This is a genomic window from Streptococcus sp. HMSC072D03 (genome assembly GCF_001812855.1).
Classification (GTDB): Bacteria; Bacillota; Bacilli; order Lactobacillales; family Streptococcaceae; genus Streptococcus; species Streptococcus salivarius_D.
Map to the genome: position 1 here is coordinate 102,302 of NZ_KV810649.1, position 15,183 is coordinate 117,484.

The 15,183-nt window shown below is 38.8% G+C and carries 16 protein-coding genes, 2 pseudogenes and 1 riboswitch; of the genes and pseudogenes, 16 read left to right on the forward strand and 2 right to left on the reverse strand.

What is annotated here, in order from left to right:
* Nucleotides 1-1,176 (forward strand): ATP-binding cassette domain-containing protein (locus tag HMPREF2877_RS04430; RefSeq protein WP_256262924.1); only part of this gene is annotated, 1,176 nt, incomplete at its 5' end.
* A 122-nt stretch (nt 1,177-1,298) separates the two neighbouring features.
* On the opposite strand, the gene HMPREF2877_RS04435 is transcribed toward HMPREF2877_RS04430, so the two are convergent.
* The gene (locus tag HMPREF2877_RS04435; protein ID WP_070578812.1) at nt 1,299-2,567 is read right to left on the reverse strand and encodes a nucleobase:cation symporter-2 family protein; all 1,269 of its coding nucleotides are present in this window, start codon (nt 2,565-2,567) and stop codon (nt 1,299-1,301) included.
* Complete coding sequence (locus tag HMPREF2877_RS04440; protein WP_070578815.1) at nt 2,567-3,148, reverse strand: xanthine phosphoribosyltransferase; 582 nt, start codon at nt 3,146-3,148, stop codon at nt 2,567-2,569. Before HMPREF2877_RS04440 ends, HMPREF2877_RS04435 begins: the two co-directional genes overlap by 1 nt.
* A gap of 147 nt (nt 3,149-3,295) precedes the next feature.
* Nucleotides 3,296-3,391, reverse strand: a riboswitch (purine riboswitch).
* A gap of 205 nt (nt 3,392-3,596) precedes the next feature.
* On the opposite strand from HMPREF2877_RS04440, the gene HMPREF2877_RS04445 reads away from it, so the two are divergent.
* The 15 genes and pseudogenes from HMPREF2877_RS04445 (at nt 3,597) to HMPREF2877_RS04510 (ending at nt 14,957) form a co-directional block, all read left to right on the forward strand.
* Nucleotides 3,597-4,277: a response regulator transcription factor gene (locus tag HMPREF2877_RS04445; protein WP_070578818.1), complete on the forward strand. Its 681-nt coding sequence runs from the start codon at nt 3,597-3,599 to the stop codon at nt 4,275-4,277.
* A complete protein-coding gene (locus HMPREF2877_RS04450; protein WP_045772320.1) occupies nt 4,267-5,241 on the forward strand; it encodes a sensor histidine kinase in 975 nt (324 codons plus the stop codon). The genes HMPREF2877_RS04445 and HMPREF2877_RS04450 overlap by 11 nt, the downstream gene beginning before the upstream one ends.
* A 144-nt stretch (nt 5,242-5,385) precedes the next feature.
* Complete coding sequence (locus HMPREF2877_RS04455; RefSeq protein WP_037610458.1) at nt 5,386-6,144, forward strand: ABC transporter ATP-binding protein; 759 nt, start codon at nt 5,386-5,388, stop codon at nt 6,142-6,144.
* Nucleotide 6,145: 1 nt separating this feature from the next.
* Nucleotides 6,146-8,146 (forward strand): ABC transporter permease, encoded by a 2,001-nt coding sequence (locus HMPREF2877_RS04460; RefSeq protein ID WP_045772321.1) that lies wholly within the window; start codon nt 6,146-6,148, stop codon nt 8,144-8,146.
* 84 nt (nt 8,147-8,230) lie between these two features.
* Nucleotides 8,231-8,725, forward strand: a complete 495-nt coding sequence (locus tag HMPREF2877_RS04465; RefSeq protein WP_002885314.1) for a YkgJ family cysteine cluster protein — start codon at nt 8,231-8,233, stop codon at nt 8,723-8,725.
* 12 nt (nt 8,726-8,737) lie between these two features.
* Complete coding sequence (locus tag HMPREF2877_RS04470; protein ID WP_037602160.1) at nt 8,738-9,403, forward strand: hypothetical protein; 666 nt, start codon at nt 8,738-8,740, stop codon at nt 9,401-9,403.
* Between the two features lie 138 nt (nt 9,404-9,541).
* Nucleotides 9,542-10,219 (forward strand): hypothetical protein, encoded by a 678-nt coding sequence (locus tag HMPREF2877_RS04475; RefSeq protein WP_045772322.1) that lies wholly within the window; start codon nt 9,542-9,544, stop codon nt 10,217-10,219.
* A 71-nt stretch (nt 10,220-10,290) separates the two neighbouring features.
* Complete coding sequence (locus HMPREF2877_RS04480) at nt 10,291-11,172, forward strand: ABC transporter ATP-binding protein (RefSeq protein WP_045772323.1); 882 nt, start codon at nt 10,291-10,293, stop codon at nt 11,170-11,172.
* Nucleotides 11,169-11,906 (forward strand): ABC transporter permease, encoded by a 738-nt coding sequence (locus HMPREF2877_RS04485; protein ID WP_045772324.1) that lies wholly within the window; start codon nt 11,169-11,171, stop codon nt 11,904-11,906. Before HMPREF2877_RS04480 ends, HMPREF2877_RS04485 begins: the two co-directional genes overlap by 4 nt.
* 10 nt (nt 11,907-11,916) lie before the next feature.
* Nucleotides 11,917-12,091, forward strand: a pseudogene (locus tag HMPREF2877_RS04490) (cytidine deaminase); the annotation flags it as partial.
* Nucleotides 12,092-12,377: 286 nt separating this feature from the next.
* Nucleotides 12,378-13,202, forward strand: a complete 825-nt coding sequence (locus HMPREF2877_RS04495; RefSeq protein WP_070578822.1) for a phosphate ABC transporter ATPase — start codon at nt 12,378-12,380, stop codon at nt 13,200-13,202.
* A gap of 3 nt (nt 13,203-13,205) precedes the next feature.
* Nucleotides 13,206-13,294 (forward strand): annotated as a pseudogene (locus tag HMPREF2877_RS11460) (carbohydrate kinase); the annotation flags it as partial.
* 160 nt (nt 13,295-13,454) lie between these two features.
* Nucleotides 13,455-13,859, forward strand: a complete 405-nt coding sequence (locus HMPREF2877_RS04500) for an NUDIX hydrolase (RefSeq protein ID WP_070578985.1) — start codon at nt 13,455-13,457, stop codon at nt 13,857-13,859.
* A gap of 163 nt (nt 13,860-14,022) precedes the next feature.
* Nucleotides 14,023-14,520: an NUDIX hydrolase gene (locus HMPREF2877_RS04505; RefSeq protein ID WP_070578825.1), complete on the forward strand. Its 498-nt coding sequence runs from the start codon at nt 14,023-14,025 to the stop codon at nt 14,518-14,520.
* Complete coding sequence (locus HMPREF2877_RS04510) at nt 14,517-14,957, forward strand: ASCH domain-containing protein (protein WP_070578828.1); 441 nt, start codon at nt 14,517-14,519, stop codon at nt 14,955-14,957. The genes HMPREF2877_RS04505 and HMPREF2877_RS04510 overlap by 4 nt, the downstream gene beginning before the upstream one ends.
* Nucleotides 14,958-15,183: the final 226 nt, after the last annotated feature.

The following is a 15,183-nucleotide window of genomic DNA, read 5'->3' on the forward strand; positions in this document are numbered from 1 at the left end:
GCCTCTGTCCTAGTATCTGTTATTTATCTGCTCAAACAAAATCTTATTGTGGGTAGTCTTTTTACTATAGGAGCCTTTCTGATGATTTTGCCTCAGTTTATATTTAAGAGAAAATTAAAAGAATCAGGAGAATTACTAAGTAGTTCAAAAGAGAAGAATTTAAGAGCTATCACAGATTTTGGTAAGGGGATTGAAACGATTATTTGCAATCAAGCAGAAAAAGAGAATGTAAGTCAAACTCTCATAACCCTTGGTGAGATGGAGATGACACAATTTAAGTATTATACACTTCAGAATTTAGTTATGTTTTGGACAGGACCTCTGAAAGCTATCGGCTTGATTGGACCGTTTGTGATTGGTCTTGTAATGAAACAAAATTCAATCACTACACTTATTGCCATGATGTCTGCTTCAACATATCTTATTAACCCCTTACAACAAATTCTGGAGGCTATTGCAAGTATTCAATCAAGTCAAGTGATAAAAGATAAATTATTGACATTTGGAAGCGAGGCAGAAATGCCTTCAAAAGGGCATCACATACATACTTTAAAAGAAATTCAGTTAAAAAACGTCACTAAATCTTATGATAATCAAGAGATTTTTCGAGATGTTACGGTTACTTTTTCATTGTCTCAGCATAATCTTATAGTTGGTGATAGTGGTATTGGGAAAACAACACTTTTTAGGTTAATATCAGGGCAAGATAAGGCATATAGTGGGGAAATCATTTTTAAAAGCATTGATGGAATGGAGCTGACTCCAAATTTAGATAACATTGCAATTATTCATCAAAATCCCTATATCTTTCATACAAGTGTGCGACATAATCTAACTCTTTATCAAGATTATTCAGACTCAGTGCTCATTTCAACACTAAAAAAGGTCGGACTATGGGAGGCTTGTTGTCAGCAATTAGACTATGAATTAACTGGAGATAACTTTTCAGGTGGTCAAATCATAAAACTGGAGATTGCACGTGCAATTTTGAGAGGGAAGCAGGTTTTACTTGCTGATGAGATGATGGCTTCTTTAGATGCAGCAAGTTCTAGAGAAATAAGAAAGGTCTTGAAACAGTTGCCTAATAGTCTTATTGAAATTGCCCATCATTACAATCTGGAAGATTACGATGCTATTTATAGAATTGAAAATAAGTCAATCGTAAGAATTAAATAACACGAGATACTTTCAGTAGAAGTTAGACAGAGTAGTTGCTTAGTCTTTTCTTTCGATTTACAAAATTGAAGATTTCAATTTCAAAGAAAACACCTAAGTCAAGCGACTCAGGTGTTCTTGTGTTATTTTTCTTTTTTGTTATGGTTCAAAATGGCATTGAGGACAATGGCAAGCAAGCTTGCGACCACGATACCGTTTGAGAAGAACATTTGGAAAGCATTTGGTAGGCTGTTGAAGAGGTTGCTGCCGTTAAGACCAACCCCTGCAGCGATTGATACTGCAGCAATCAAGAAGTTGTGTTCGTTATTGGCGAAATCAACACGCGCCAAGATTTGCATCCCTTGGATAGAAACAAAACCGAACATGACAAGCATTGCACCACCAAGGACTGGGCTTGGGATGATTTGTGCCAAGGCACCAAACTTAGGAAGGAGTCCAAGAAGAACAAGGAAACCAGCGGCATAGTAGATTGGCAAGCGAGTCTTGATACCTGACAACTTCACAAGACCAACGTTTTGTGAAAAACCAGTGTATGGGAAGGTGTTGAAGAGTCCACCAAGGAGAACAGCCAAACCTTCAGCGCGGTAACCGTTACGAAGGCGAGTGCTATCGAGTGGTTCTTTGGTAATATCAGAGAGGGCCAAGTAAACCCCAGTTGATTCAACCATAGACACGGTAGCGATAATACACATCATAATAATTGATGACAACTCAAACTTAGGTACCCCGAAGTAGAATGGCGTTGGCACGTGAACAATAGGTGCCGCAGCTACTGGTGAGAAGTCAACCAAGCCCATGCTTGCTGCGATAGCAGTACCGACAATCAAACCAATCAAGATTGAGATGGATTTGATAAATCCTTTAGTGAAAATATTAACTACAAGGATGATAAGAACGGTGATAGCGGCAAGGAAGAGGCTTTGACCAGTAGGCTTATCAGCATTATTCCCCATATTTCCGATTGCAACAGGGATGAGGGTCAAACCAATAGTTGTAATGACTGATCCTGTAACGATAGAAGGGAAGAGATTGGCCACTTTTGAAAAGACGCCAGAAACGAGGATAACATAAATCCCTGAAACGATAAGGGCACCAAACATAGCACCGCTACCGTGTTTCTCACCAATCATAATAAGTGGTGCTACTGACTGGAAGGCAACCCCAAGAACAACTGGAAGACCGATACCGAAGTATTTATTAAGTTGAAGTTGGAGGAAGGTTGCTACACCACACATGAAAATGTCAGTTGAAATCAAGTAGGTTAATTCGTGAGCTGAATACCCCAAGGCTCCAGCAATCATGATTGGCACCAGGATTGATCCCGAGTACATGGCAAGTAGGTGTTGCAGTCCTAGGACCGCTGCTTGCGAGTGTTTCTCTTTATTTTGCATTAGATGTCTGCCTCCTTAAATACGACTTGACCATTTTCAAAACGATCCAAACGAGCAAGTGAAACGACTGGGTAGCCAGCTTCTTCCAGAAGGGCACGACCATCTTGGAAAGATTTCTCAATAACGATACCAACCGCTTCGACGTGTGCACCAGCTTCTTCGATGATTTGAATCAAGCCTTTGGCAGCTTGGCCGTTAGCTAGGAAGTCGTCAACGATGAGGACCTTATCTTCAGGAGTGAGGAACTTGCTTGCGATAGAGACAGTACTAGTCACCTGCTTAGTGAAGGAGTAGACCTCAGCAGTGAGGATCCCTTCATTCATGGTGATATTTTTAGCCTTCTTAGCAAAAATCATAGGGACATCCAAGGCCTCAGCAGCGTAGAGGGCTGGAGCAATACCAGATGCCTCGATAGTCACCACCTTGGTGATGCCTGCATCCTTGAACTTTGCAGCAAAGACCTTTCCAATCTCACGCATGAGGTCAAAGTCCACTTGGTGAGTGAGGAAAGAGTCAACTTTGAGGATGTTCTCCCCAAGGACATTCCCATCTTTGAGAATGCGGTCTTCCAGTAATTTCATATTACCTCCTATAAAAAATATAACTAAAGTGTATTTTGATTTTCCCAGATTCTATTAAGACTCTGACAAAGATCAAAACCATCGAATAACAGAAAAAGGCTTGCAAAGCAAGCCTTTAAAATCATAAAAAGACGGTAAAATCTTTTTATGACTTTCTGACTTACTCATTGTTAGGTGTTACGGCACCTTGTAGAAACGTCACGCCGATTCGTGACATAAATAAGTAATGTTCTCATTGTTCGATGAAGCTGTCGTTGGTTGATGATAAACCAACATCAACTCTATTATAATACTATATTTTCTTTGAAGACTCAAAGGATTTTTCCTATGAAAACGCACTATTTTAAAAGTTGGAAAATTCAATCTAACATTATTGTAAGATTTGCTGATAATGGTCGTTTCTTATAGCATTTCTGTTATAATAGTGGGAAATGAAAGAGGTAGAGTTATGCATAAGATTTTATTAGTGGAGGACGACGAGGTTATCCGTCAACAAGTCAAAAAAATACTAGAACAGTGGGGTTACGAAGTTGTTCTTGTTGAAGATTTCATGGAAGTATTATCTATTTTTGTAAAAGTAGAACCCCACTTGGTTCTTATGGATATTGGTTTACCTCTATTCAACGGTTATCATTGGTGTCAGGAAATTCGTAAGGTCTCCAAGGTGCCTATTATGTTCTTGTCTTCGAGAGATCAGGCCATGGATATTGTTATGGCAATCAATATGGGCGGGGACGACTTTGTGACTAAACCTTTTGACCAAAATGTTCTCCTAGCAAAAATTCAAGGGCTTTTGCGTCGTTCATATGAGTTTGGTAAGGATCAGAGTCTCTTGGAATATATGGGTGTGATTCTGAACCTTAAGGCCATGGATTTGGTTTATCAGGGAGAGGTCGTTTCTTTGACAAAGAATGAGTTTCAGATTTTACAAGTTCTCTTTGATCATGCTGGTAATATCGTTAGTCGGGAAGACCTGATGAAGGAGCTTTGGAATAGTGACTTCTTTATTGATGACAATACCCTGTCAGTTAATGTAGCTCGTTTACGTAAGAAGTTAGAGGCAGTGGGTTTGAAGGATTTTATTGAAACCAAGAAAGGTGTTGGCTACGGGTTGCGTCATGATGGGTAAGTGTCAATTTATCAAATACCATATTAGGTCTCGTCTGACTTTCTATCTTTTGTTTGTCTTTAATGGAATCATATTGGTCTTGTTTGCCTTTTTATTTGAAGAGGCGGCAGATATTCTTTATTATGCTTTGACCATAATGACCTTTGTGACTATCATCATGGTTATTTGGGACTTGGTTAGGTCCTATCACTCTTATAACTTAGCCTATCTCTATGAGGAAATAACACCATCAAGTCCTTTAGAATTTTACCTGGCCCAAGCTTTGGAAAGTGCTAGGGAGGGCCAGATGTCTCAGACTGAGGAGGAGCGCAAGCGCTATACAGATTTGATGGACTACTATACCCTTTGGGTGCATCAAATCAAGACGCCAATAGCAGCCAGTCAATTATTGCTTCAGGATGTTACGGATAGTAAAACGAGGGCTCTCTTGGAGCAAGAGGTATTCAAGATTGATTCTTATACCAATTTGGTTTTGCAGTATTTACGTTTAGAGAATTTTCATGATGATTTGCAGTTGAGGCAGGTTACATTAGAACCCTTGGTTAAAGAAGTTGTTAGAAAACATAGTCTTTTCTTTATTCAAAAAGGATTGACTATTAATCTACATGACTTAGATGTTAAGGTCGTTTCAGATGAAAAATGGCTCTTGGTTATCATAGAGCAGGTCTTGTCAAATAGTTTGAAGTACACAAAAAGCGGTGGTATTGAAATTTACTTCAAAGATAACTGGCTTCATCTTAAAGATTCTGGGATTGGTATTAAAAATAGTGATATTCTACGGGTTTTTGAGCGTGGCTTTTCAGGTTACAATGGTCGACTGACTCAGCAGTCCTCTGGGCTAGGTCTCTATCTTTCTAAGAAAATTGCTGATCAGCTTGGACATGATATTAGTATTAGCTCACAAGTTGGCCAAGGAACCACAGTCTCCATTCATTTTCAAAAGCAGAAGTTGGCGATTGATTAATAACTTACAAAAGTGTAAGAAATATGACCACAAATGAAAGCAAGGGTTATGGTTGAGACCTTGCTTTTTCTATAAAATGGTATCAGAAGTTAAGTAAGAGGTTCCAAAAATCTCTTCCAAATTTATTAAATAAAGGAGCTTATTATGGCGTTACTAGATGTTCAACATGTTAAAAAAATCTATAAAACACGTTTCAAAGGAAATCAGGTTGAAGCCCTTAAAGATATCCATTTCACAGTTGAAAAGGGTGACTATGTTGCAATCATGGGTGAGTCTGGCTCAGGAAAATCAACCTTGCTCAACATCCTTGCCATGCTTGATAAACCAACAGCAGGGCGTGTCTATCTTAATGGTATGGACACAGCAACCATTAAAAATAAGGATGCTTCCAGTTTTCGTCGTGAAAAATTAGGGTTTGTTTTCCAAGATTTCAACCTTTTGGATACCCTATCTGTTAAAGATAATATCTTACTACCTTTGGTCCTTTCTCGACGCCCACTTAAGCAAATGATGACACAAGTAGAAGCTATCAGTCGTCAATTGGGGATTCATCCCTTGCTAGAGAAGTACCCTTATGAAATTTCAGGTGGACAAAAGCAAAGGGTTGCGGTTGCGCGTGCAATCATCACTAAACCAGAAATACTCTTAGCAGATGAGCCAACAGGTGCCCTGGATTCCAAATCTTCAGCAGCTCTCTTGGATGTCTTTGATGCAATCAATGCCAGTGGTCAGACCATTCTTATGGTAACTCACTCGACAGCGGCTGCCAGTCGTGCACAGCGTGTTCTCTTTATTAAGGATGGTATTCTATATAATCAAATCTTCAAAGGAGATAAGTCTGAACATCAAATGTTCCAGGAAATTTCCGATACACTAACTGCAATGGCAAGTGAGGTGAACTAATATGTTTCTTCTGACCAATAGACTGGCTTTGTCCAATCTCATAAAAAATCGTAAGCTTTATTATCCATATGCTTTAGCAACTATTTTGGCTATTGCCATTACCTATATTTTTACATCTTTAACGCTTAATCCGCATCTGGATGACTTAACTGGGTCAGATCCTATCAAGATGGTTTTGGGGATGGGACTTGTGATTGTCGCCCTCTCTTCTGGAATTATTGTTCTTTATGCCAATAGCTTTGTTATGAAAAATCGTTCAAAGGAGCTTGGCCTCTATAGTATGTTAGGCTTAGAGAAGCGTCACCTCTTTAGTATGATTCTAAAAGAAACGGTGATTATGAGTTTTGTGACTCTGCTTCTAGGTATAGGTGTGGGAGCACTATTTGATAAACTCATTTATGCTTTTCTTCAAAGGCTTATCGGTGAAAGTACTGGTTTAGTTTCGACCTTTCAAGTAATGACAATTCCTATTGTTCTTGTCATCTTTGCTTGTATTTTTAGTTTATTGGTTTTGGTAAATGGTTTCCGATTGCTACGGCTTAATCCTTTACAATTAACTAAAGATGGCCTTAAGGGTGAAAAAAAGGGACGTTTCCTAGTTATTCAAACCTTTTTGGGGCTTGGGTCTATGGGGTATGGTTACTATCTTGCTCTCTCTGTTAAGGATCCAGTAACGGCTATTATGAGTTTTTTCTTGGCTGTTTTACTAGTTATTCTAGGAACTTATCTTCTCTTTAATGCCGGGACTACAGTAGTTCTGCAACTCTTGAAAAAGAAGAAAAACTACTATTACAAGCCTAATAATATGATTTCCATTTCCAACCTTGTCTTTCGGATGAAAAAAAATGCAGTTGGTCTGGCGACTATTGCTATCCTCTCAAGCATGGTTTTGGTGACGCTTGTAGGCGCTGCAAGTATCTATGCTGGTAAAAAAGACTATCTAGCGAGTGCTACTCCACATGATTATTCAGTTGCGGGCAATAAAGTTGACCTTACAAGCACTAAAAAGCTTATGGATGATTTCTTAATCAAAACAGGTGAGCAAGCAAATGAAAAAGTAGCTGTCTCTTATCTTTTATTTGGTATAAAAAATCAAGAAACTAATAAGTTAACCGTTTTTACTAAAAATGAAAGAAAAGTTGTTCCAAAATCAATTGTTCTGGTCTTTTCTCAAGAAACCTTTAAGCAATTGACAGGGAAAGAACTCAATCTCAGTTCTAATCAAATTGCCTTATACACTAAGAATAAAACATTGAAGACGCAAAAGAGTCTGTCCATAGATGGTAAGAACTACCAGATTCATAGGCAACTTGGTGACTTTATCAATAAAAAAATACCAAATATCTATAAGATTATTGTGTCAGATTATAGCTACTTAGTTGTACCAGATATCAAGATTTTTGAGTCATCAATGAAAGGGACATCAATAACGCAAGCTACCTATGTTGGTGTTAACGTCAAGAACCCTACACATGATGCCAAGAAAAATTCAGATTTGCTAGACCAAATGACAGATAAAGAAACACAACAGTTAGCTGGACAAAATACTGGCGTCTCTCAGTCTTACCTCACTGCTAATAGCCAATATGATACAGAAGGGATGCTAAATGGCTTTGTTGGTGGAACCTTATTTATTGGTATCTTTTTATCCATCATCTTCATGCTGGGCACAGTTCTTGTGATTTACTATAAACAGATTTCTGAAGGTTATGAGGATCGTGAGCGTTTTGTTATTCTTCAAAAGATTGGGTTGGACGACCTTCAAGTCAAGCAAACTATTCGTAAGCAAGTACTTACCGTCTTCTTCCTCCCTTTGATTTTTGCCTTTATTCACTTGGCCTTTGCCTATCATATGCTCAGTTTGATTGTGCGTATTATTGGGGTTTTCAACCCAAGTCTTATGTTAGTGGTCACTATCATTGTTTGTGGGGTATTCTTCCTAGCCTATGTCTTGGTTTTTGCCCTTACGTCGCGTTCTTATCGTAGAATCGTATCGATGTAACTAACATAGAGTCTAGTTTAAACTAGGCTCTATTTCTTTTATGCTATAATAGATGAAAGAATTATAAATCATCGGAGAAAACACATGTCACAGACTATTGATGTCAAACGTTACGAGGAGTTGGCACGTCAAAAGCAGGGGGAGCACCGCAAGTTTCTAGCACAACTCAAGAAGAAGGCTCCTAAAAATTTAGATAAGATTGTTCAGCAGGTACACAATGAAGTCTTTCAAGAAATTGATTGTACCCAGTGTGCTAATTGTTGTAAGACGTTAGGGCCAGACTTTACAGAGCAGGACATTACTCGTATTGCCAAGCATTTTCGCATGAAGTTACCTGCTTTCGAGGAGATGTACCTGCAGGTAGATGAGGATGGTGACAAGGTCTTCAAGTCTATGCCTTGTCCATTCTTAGGGCCTGATAATCTCTGTGATATCTATGATGTCCGTCCTAAGGCTTGTGCAGCCTTTCCTCACACGGATCGTAAGAAAATCTATCAGATCAATCATCTGACTATTAAAAATACGCTTTTCTGTCCAGCCGCCTACCTTTTTGTGGAAAAACTCAAGGATAGGATTTAGAAAGGAACTGTTATGAGACGCTTTAATGCAGGTGTTATCACCCTACTTATTATTGCTGCCTATTTTATCGCAACAGCTTTTATTCCAGATCTTTATTTGGCCTTCAATTATAAGTTGATTTTGGCCTTGCTTTTTGTGCTTTTGAGTTGGCAATCTAAGGGGAAATTTCTCTTTTTCTTGGGAATGGCTTTTCTGTCGACCTATATCCATGACCTCTTTAGATTGGACTATTCAGAATGGACCCTGTTTGTAGGGATTCTTATCTTGGGAATTGCGGTAGACCGTTTGAGCAAGCCAAGTTATAAGAAGAACTTTTCTTACAAGGTGTCTAAAGAACATGAGCGAGAGATTTTTGCTAAGACCTTATTTTCAGAGTCTGTTCAGGTGGTGACTTCACAAAATCTCGAAACTGTCTATGCCAATGCCGATTTTGGACGTTTGACTTTAGATTTGCGTCAGGCTCAGTTTATGACGGACCGACCTCAGATTGTGGTTCAGGCCAATTTTTCTCATGTTGTCATTCGAGTGCCTAAGGATTGGCAAGTGGATACACATGGGCTTCATACAAGCCTAGCAGGAGTGAAAGGCTACGATAGTCTGGGAGAGCGAGACTTGTCTAGCACTACAGTTTCTCTAACAGGCTCAGTATCCTTTGGACAGGTAACTGTCAAACATTGAAAATGATGAAAGGGCGAAAGCTCTTTTTTTCTTGAAAATCCTTCTTAGATAACATTGAATACGTTTACAAATAGTGCTATACTGATAGTGAAAATAATTGGAAAATTGCAATCATTTTTTTTAGAAAGGAGTTTCCTTATGAAACGGTTTAATGCTCGGGCCTTCTTGTTGCTTTTGCTAGCAGCTTGTTTTATCGCCAGTGCCTTTATTCCAGATTTTTGGATTATGGTCAATTATAATCTGGTTTTCTTCGTGGCCTTCTTTTGTTTTGGTATCTTGAATAAGCGGCCTCTCCTCATTTTTCTTGGTTTGGCCTTCTTATCACCCTATATTCATGACTTGTTAAACCTCGATTTTGCACAGTGGAATCTCTTTAGCGGTATCTTTCTCATTGGTTTGGCCTTAGAGCTTTTTTATGGCCGTAGTGAAAAGAAAGGCCTTACTAAAGACTATAAGGTTAATAAGAACGACCAAGAGGGACCTCATATTTCTGTTAAGACCTATATGGCTGAGGATAGGTATCGCATCTATTCTCAAGAAATCGAAACAGTTGATATGAATCTAGCTTTTGGTGAGCTTTGGTTGGATTTGAGTCAGGCCAAGTTTGCGTCAGATCAGGTAGCTGTTCATCTTGATGCTAAGTTTGGTGAAGTTCATATCCGACTTCCTCACGGCTGTGTCATGGATAGCACTGGAATTTCACATCCTCTATCATCTGTGAATGTGGATCGATTTGAATCTGATTTCGAGCAAGTTGAAACAAGGCTTCATCTGACCGGAAGTCTCTTCTGCACTGAGTTGGAAGTGGAGTATTAAGGGAAGTCCGATGATATCAGCTCTATCGTCAATTAGCATGGCTCCTATACAAAAGAAAGGAAATCACAGGTATGAGTGAAACGGTTATTCAAGTCACATCCCTTGGAAAACGCATCAAGGGAAAGACCATTTTAGAGGATATTAGTTTTGAAATAAACAAGGGCGATTGTGTCGCCTTGATTGGACCAAATGGTGCGGGTAAGACTGTCTTGATGTCCTGTATTCTTGGTGATAAAAAACCGAGCAGTGGTCAGGTCCTCATTGATGGTAAAGCAGGTAAGGCCAAAAATAAAATTGCGGTTCTACTTCAGGAAAATACCATTCCAAATAGTTTGAAAGTGGAAGAGCTAATTGCCTTCTTCCAATCTATTTCTGATAATCCCTTGACCAATCAAGAGGTGCAAGACCTCTTACAATTCAAGGAAGACCAGTACCAGCAGTTTGCGGATAAACTCTCTGGTGGACAAAGACGTCTTCTGGCTTTTGTCCTTTGTTTGATTGATAAACCTAAAATTCTCTTTTTGGATGAGCCGACAGCGGGTATGGATACCTCCACTCGTCAGCGTTTCTGGGAGATTGTCAATGACTTGAAAAAAGCTGGGACAACCATCCTCTATTCTTCCCACTATATTGAAGAAGTAGAGCATACAGCTGACCGCATCTTAGTTCTCCATCAGGGAAAACTCATCAGAGATACCACGCCATACGCTATGCGACACGAAGAGAAGGAGAAACAGGTTACTCTTCCAAGTCGTTTTGTTAGCATTGTTCATGGCCTGCCAGATATCTATGAAATCACTGAAAAGAGGGATGTCGTTAGCTTCATGACCAAAGATATCGAAAAGGTATGGCAAAGTCTTGAAAATTCGGGCTGTGGAATTTCTGATATTGAAATTCAAAATAAAACACTCTTGGATAGCCTATTTGATTCAACAAGGGAGGACAAGGCATGAAAGCATTACTAAAAATTGAATGGATTAAAACGTGGCGAAGTTGGCCAGTCTTTATCATGGGAATCGGGATACCTGTCGGATTTTTCCTCCTTTTTTCTAGTATCTTCTCAGCACCTACTCCAGAAGCTCAAAAAGAGTTCTTGCTGTCTTATATGCTGACCATGACTGGCTTCTCTATGTCTAGTTTTGGTTTGTTTACCTTTCCCTATATGTTGCAAGAGGACCGAATTGAACACTGGTTGACCTATATCGAGCACTCAAAGGTTAGTATTGCAGCTTATTATCTTTCTAAAATCTTTCGTGTGCTTCTAAACTTTATGGTTGCCATCATTGTGACCTTTTGTGTAGGTGGCTTTTTCCGAGATGTAGAGATGCCATTCTTTAGATGGGTAGGGTCAGGTGCTCTCTTACTTTTGTCTGGTCTGCTCTTTCTAGCTTTTGGTTTACTTATCGCTCAGATTAAATCTCAACAATTCATGTCTCTTGTGGCAAATATTATTTACCTTGTCTTGCCTATAGTGAGTGGTTCATGGGTTCCTATTTCCATGTTCCCTAAGTGGGTTCAGAGCATCTCTGAGTGGACACCTGTCTATCATGTCAATGAATTGGTCGTTAATTTTGCTATCAATGGGAAATTTTCATGGAAATCACTCCTGTTTATTGTAGCTTATACTGCAGTAGCAACAGGGCTTGCACTCTTTATCAAGTCTCAAAGGGAAAGTGATCACGGTTAAGGGAGAAATAATGGATATTTGGCAGAAAATGTATGAAAAGGCTCAAGCCTTGTATCAGCCACAGGAAGTCTCAGACTTTGTCTATGCAAGACACGTCGTGGCTGCCGTTGAAGCGGAAGATGGGCAAATTTTCACAGGCTTTTGTATGGAAGGGACTTGTGGTGTTTTCCATCTTTGTGCTAGTCATCAGTTTTCTATCAAGGTGATGTGTCGCTTATTCCAAGTTTCACGGTCTAGCTACTACGCCTTTAAAAGTCACCAACCAAGCCAACGAGATCAAGAAAATAAACTTCTTAAAAATGTGTCCAAAATATTGACAGAATTTCAAGCGTAAGGAAGAATTATGATTCATAACTTATCATTCTTAAAAGGCTGATCATTATAAAAAAGGAGAAGACAGCATATTCTTCTCCTTTTTTAATTGGGTAGTGAGGTGTACAATAAAAGTAAGAGAATTTGAGGAGAAGGACCATGATTGTAAAAGTTTGTAATGCAGATTATAGTCTTCAGTGGGATGGGACGTATCAATTTGCTCTTGAAAACTATCCTAAGATTCAAGAATGGGAATTGGAGAAGCTAGCAAAGTTTATTGCTTATGAACAGGACCATCATCGTCAGACCATTGTGGAATGTGAGAATCATGAATTAACTATACAAATTCATGATTACTTGCAAGAGCATACCTATTTTCCTCCATACAGACCAAGTCATCAGCTTGTAGCTTCTACCTATGATATTCAGAGGAAGTTGGTTACTTCAGATTATTGTAGTCATACTTGTATAGTTGAGGTGGCTCAGGCTATTTTTCAGACAGGCAAACTCATGTCAGCGGTTAAAGTATTTGGTAAAAGTGGGGCTGAGCTAGTTACAGATAGTCGTAATGCAGCTTCTGATCCAGCAGACTATTTTGACTATATCATGTTTGGATGGTCTAATACGACTTCGGGTTACCGACTCGCTATGGAGCGTTTATTAGGACGAGCACCTTCTGAGGAGGAATTGCAAGAAAAGTTCATTCCTGGCGTTAGTTTTCATTTCCTGTATGAAGAATTAATTCAAGCACCAGGTTATATCTTTGATGGCTATCATGTTGCGAAGGTAAGAGATAGTTTAGATTTGGATACCTTTCTTTATTTGTGTATTATTCCTTCGAAAGATAAGGCTTGTTTTGAAGGTTTGATTCCTAGTCAATTACAAGATAGAGTGATTTACCTAGACTATGAGGGAGAAGGGTTACAGGCTTGGAATACCAAGGTGAATCAAGTGTTACATAGTAAGGATAGGTTGAAGGAGTAGTGTATGAAAGAGATTGATCAAGTTCTACTGAAAAAGTGATCATCGAGCATCCTCGTTCTAGTCATAAGGGAGACTACGGTCTGATGTTAGTATGATTTTATGGACACGTTTTGGTGGAATAGTATCTAACCAAAGGAGATGTCCAAATGAGCCAAAAATATACCAAAGAGTTCAAGAAAACTATTGTTCAATTACATGAAAACGATTATTAAGAAGTATCAATTACAGAACAAGAGAAAGGAAAGAAAATTAATGGAAAATAAATTAATAGCACATAGTTTGATAATGTTTAAAAATAAATATCTTGTAATAAAACGTAGTGATATTAAACGAGGAGAAAAAAATTATTATCCCTCTTATTGGGATATTCCAGGTGGGAGTGTAGAAGATGGGGAGCTTCCTAGACAAGCTGCAATCAGAGAGTGTCAAGAGGAAGTTGGCCTAGTTATTTCATTAGAAAACATTATTCATGAAGATAGTAATATAGATAATAATAAGATATTTACAAGACTTGTCTATAGTGCCAACTTACTTCAAAATGAAAATATCAATATTAAATTAGATCCAGAAGAACATGTGGAGTATAAGTGGATAAAAAATTTAGATGATTTAGACGGGGAAAGTATAGTACCATACTTATATGATATTATGAAATAGTCATTTCGAAAAGAAGAAAAATTTCAGAAGATGAAATTATAGAAGCAGTAAAAGTTTCTGAAGATAGTTTTGAAGTAGTATTGTAAAATGATAGTCTTCAAAAAGAATGGCTATACTCATTTTTTACTATCGACTGAGCTTTGAATTAAAGTAGGAGGATTTGATGGAAATCAAAAATCACTTTGGTGTCTATGGCATTTGCTTTGAAAATGGGAAATTACTCTGCATTGAGAAAACGAGAGGACCTTATCAACATCGTTTTGATCTACCGGGTGGTAGCCAAGAACTAGGTGAGGGGTTGACAGAGACCCTCAAGAGAGAAGTTCTGGAAGAGACAGGATATGCTCTTAGCGATTATTCAAACCCTAGAATCTATGATGTGATGGTTCAGGAAGAAGGACAAGACTTCGCAGTACACCATCTCATGGCCTTTTATGATATCGTACTCGATTTCGAACGCTCTCAACAATCCCTTCCTAAAGAGGTTCTTGGTGGAAGCAATGATTCAGCAAATGCAATCTGGCTTCCTATCGAGCAGATTACAGAAGAAAATGCTTCGCCTTTAGTATTGAAGGTGAAGGCAGAGTTAGGAGGATTTCCAGAATTGGACAAGACCTCTCACATGAATTGGAAGGTAAAAGAAAAACAGGAGAAGAAATGACACCGCAAGAAATGTGGAATCAATACAAGAAAATTAACCCCTCTATCGGAGATGAGATAGATGCCTGGTCTTTTGGAGTGGAAGCTGATCTCTTGGCAGACTTGGTTTTAAAAGGTGAAAAGACGGCAACTGCTTCAGCTTACGATCTTTACGCTCTAGCGGGTGAAGCCCTTCCACAAGAAGGGACATTTGATATCATTTTAGATAGCCAAGATCAGGCTGTCTGCATTGTCGAAATAACAAAGGTTTCTGTTCAGCCTTTTCATCAAGTGTCAGCTGACCATGCCTTTAAGGAAGGGGAAGGAGACAAATCTCTGGCCTATTGGCGTCAGGTTCATGAGGACTGTTTCGCCGAGTGGCTGAGAGAGGCAGGAATGACTTTTACACCTAACAGCAAGGTTGTTTTAGAAGAATTTCGCAAGGTTTATCCATTATAGAACATGAGAGTGGGACAGTTGAGTAGGGCTGTAAAAGCTGATGAAATCAGCGTGTAGAGCCCACTCAACCACTGCGTCTTGCTCGACAAACCAAAGACAATTGAGAGGCTAGGACTTTTGTCCCAGCCTCTTTTTAAAGGGGATATTCGAGATGCGTTTTAATTCTAAAAGTGATAGAGATTTGGCTTTTGAACAGGCTCTTTTGAGATATGATATCATAAAAAAA

What these genes read in the sequence shown, in the direction of transcription:
- HMPREF2877_RS04435 (WP_070578812.1), bottom strand. Translation starts at nt 2,567, where the DNA reads ATGCAAAATAAAGAGAAACACTCGCAAGCAGCGGTCCTAGGACTGCAA.
- HMPREF2877_RS04440 (WP_070578815.1), bottom strand. Translation starts at nt 3,148, where the DNA reads ATGAAATTACTGGAAGACCGCATTCTCAAAGATGGGAATGTCCTTGGG.
- HMPREF2877_RS04445 (WP_070578818.1), top strand. Translation starts at nt 3,597, where the DNA reads ATGCATAAGATTTTATTAGTGGAGGACGACGAGGTTATCCGTCAACAA.
- HMPREF2877_RS04450 (WP_045772320.1), top strand. Translation starts at nt 4,267, where the DNA reads ATGATGGGTAAGTGTCAATTTATCAAATACCATATTAGGTCTCGTCTG.
- HMPREF2877_RS04455 (WP_037610458.1), top strand. Translation starts at nt 5,386, where the DNA reads ATGGCGTTACTAGATGTTCAACATGTTAAAAAAATCTATAAAACACGT.
- HMPREF2877_RS04460 (WP_045772321.1), top strand. Translation starts at nt 6,146, where the DNA reads ATGTTTCTTCTGACCAATAGACTGGCTTTGTCCAATCTCATAAAAAAT.
- HMPREF2877_RS04465 (WP_002885314.1), top strand. Translation starts at nt 8,231, where the DNA reads ATGTCACAGACTATTGATGTCAAACGTTACGAGGAGTTGGCACGTCAA.
- HMPREF2877_RS04470 (WP_037602160.1), top strand. Translation starts at nt 8,738, where the DNA reads ATGAGACGCTTTAATGCAGGTGTTATCACCCTACTTATTATTGCTGCC.
- HMPREF2877_RS04475 (WP_045772322.1), top strand. Translation starts at nt 9,542, where the DNA reads ATGAAACGGTTTAATGCTCGGGCCTTCTTGTTGCTTTTGCTAGCAGCT.
- HMPREF2877_RS04480 (WP_045772323.1), top strand. Translation starts at nt 10,291, where the DNA reads ATGAGTGAAACGGTTATTCAAGTCACATCCCTTGGAAAACGCATCAAG.
- HMPREF2877_RS04485 (WP_045772324.1), top strand. Translation starts at nt 11,169, where the DNA reads ATGAAAGCATTACTAAAAATTGAATGGATTAAAACGTGGCGAAGTTGG.
- HMPREF2877_RS04495 (WP_070578822.1), top strand. Translation starts at nt 12,378, where the DNA reads ATGATTGTAAAAGTTTGTAATGCAGATTATAGTCTTCAGTGGGATGGG.
- HMPREF2877_RS04500 (WP_070578985.1), top strand. Translation starts at nt 13,455, where the DNA reads ATGGAAAATAAATTAATAGCACATAGTTTGATAATGTTTAAAAATAAA.
- HMPREF2877_RS04505 (WP_070578825.1), top strand. Translation starts at nt 14,023, where the DNA reads ATGGAAATCAAAAATCACTTTGGTGTCTATGGCATTTGCTTTGAAAAT.
- HMPREF2877_RS04510 (WP_070578828.1), top strand. Translation starts at nt 14,517, where the DNA reads ATGACACCGCAAGAAATGTGGAATCAATACAAGAAAATTAACCCCTCT.